Raw genomic sequence first — 1,752 nt, forward strand, 5'->3', positions numbered from 1 at the left:
CGCTGCTGGTCGATCACGACCGCGTCGAGCGTCTGGGCGAGCTTGATCGAGCCGCTGTCGGGCTGGATCTCGCCGGTCAGCAGCTTCAACAGCGTCGATTTGCCCGCGCCGTTGCGGCCGACGATACCGATCCGGTCGCCGCGCGTGACGCGCAGCGTCAAATCGCCGATGATCGTCCGGTCGCCATAGGCCTTGGTGACGTTCTTCGCGTCGATTACGACCTTCGACTTGGCGTCGTCGCTGCCCGTCACGAGATTGGCGGAGCCCTGCGGTCCGACCATCGACGCGCGTTCGGCACGCATCTCGTGCAGCTTGGTCAGGCGGCCCTGGTTGCGCTTGCGGCGCCCGGTGACGCCGCGCAGCAGCCAATGTTCCTCCAGTTTCAGGCGCGCGTCGAGCTTTTCGGCCTGGCGCTGTTCCTCGGCATAGACCTGTTCGGTCCACGCCTCGAACCCGCCAAAACCAACCTCGGCGCGGCGGATCGCCCCGCGATCGAGCCACAGGGTCTGCTTGGTGAGACGCGTCAGGAAGGTGCGGTCATGGCTGATGACGACGAACGCGCCGCGGAAGCGCTTGAGCCAGTCCTCGATCCATTCGATTGCGCCGATGTCGAGATGGTTGGTCGGCTCGTCGAGCAGCAGCACGTCGGGGTCCTGCGCCAGCGCACGGACGATCGCCGCGCGGCGGCGCTCGCCACCCGACGCGGATGCGGCTTCGCGCGACAGATCGATGCCGAGCTGGTCGGCGATCGAGTCGGCTTCGTAGCTGACCGGCGCATCGTCGCCGCCCATCACATAGTCGCGCAAGGTTGCGAAACCGCGCAGGTCGGGCTCCTGCTCGAGGATGACGACCCGCGTGCCCGGGACGATCGTCCGGCGGCCCTCATCGCCCTCGATGCTGCCGCCGAGCAGCTTGAGCAGGGTCGTCTTGCCCGCGCCGTTGCGCCCGATCAGCGCGAGGCGATCGCGCGGACCGATATGGATGTCGAGGTTGCGAAAAAGCCATCCAGAACCCTGGACAAGGCCGAGGCCTTCGAATGCGAGAATAGGTGCTGCCATGTCCGGGTCACCTAGGGTCGCCGGGTGATGCAGGCAAGTTACACTATGCTGTCGTCCTGCTGTCGCCCTCATTCACAGGCTGTTCAATGCGTCGGGCCTATGCCACCTCCATGAAGATGCTGCTGTTCCTGACCGCTTTTGCTGCTTTCCCGGTGCTGACGGGCGTCGCCGTCGCGCAGGCGCCCGATCAGCGGCATGGCGACCAGCGATCCGCCTTCGAAGCCCGCAAGACGGGGCGGTCCCTGTCGTTGCGCGAAATCGAGGCGCGGGTGATCCCGACGATGCGCGGCTCGCAGTATATTGGCTTCGACTATGATTCGGGCAGCGCCATTTACACGCTCAAGTTCCTGCGCGATGGAACCGTGATCTGGGTCGATGTCGACGGCCGGACTGGCCAGATCGTCGGCCGCACCGACCGGTAACCCGGTAGCGGGCAATTCAAGCGAGAGGATTATCATGCGCGTTCTGATCGTCGAGGACGAGCCGAATCTTGGGGCTCAGCTCAAGAATACCCTCGAGGGCGCCGGCTATGCGATCGACCTCGCAGTCGATGGCGAGGAGGGGCATTTCCTGGGTTCGACCGAGAATTACGATGCCGTCGTGCTCGACCTTGGCCTGCCCGAGATCGACGGCCTTACCGTGCTCGACCGCTGGCGCAAGGAGGGCAAGGTCATGCCCGTCCTGGTGCTGACCG

The 1,752-nt window shown here is 65.4% G+C and carries 3 protein-coding genes; 2 read left to right on the forward strand and 1 reads right to left on the reverse strand.

The features are described 5' to 3' along the window. Nucleotides 1–1,058, reverse strand: a 1,058-nt coding sequence (locus sphst_RS14540) for an ABC-F family ATP-binding cassette domain-containing protein (RefSeq protein WP_159043652.1), incomplete at its 3' end; no start/stop codon positions are given. A 110-nt stretch (nucleotides 1,059–1,168) separates the two neighbouring features. On the opposite strand from sphst_RS14540, the gene sphst_RS14545 reads away from it, so the two are divergent. Together sphst_RS14545 and sphst_RS14550 are read left to right on the forward strand one after the other, a co-directional pair. Further along, nucleotides 1,169–1,480 carry a hypothetical protein gene (locus sphst_RS14545; RefSeq protein WP_031393489.1) on the forward strand — a complete coding sequence of 104 codons (312 nt, stop codon included), beginning with the start codon at nucleotides 1,169–1,171 and terminating at the stop codon, nucleotides 1,478–1,480. Nucleotides 1,481–1,514: 34 nt separating this feature from the next. Beyond that, a partial coding sequence (locus sphst_RS14550; RefSeq protein ID WP_159043653.1) for a response regulator occupies nucleotides 1,515–1,752 on the forward strand: 238 nt, incomplete at its 3' end.

The sequence above is a fragment of the Sphingomonas sp. STIS6.2 genome (assembly GCF_000732685.2).
Classification (GTDB): domain Bacteria; phylum Pseudomonadota; class Alphaproteobacteria; order Sphingomonadales; family Sphingomonadaceae; genus Sphingomonas; species Sphingomonas aerolata.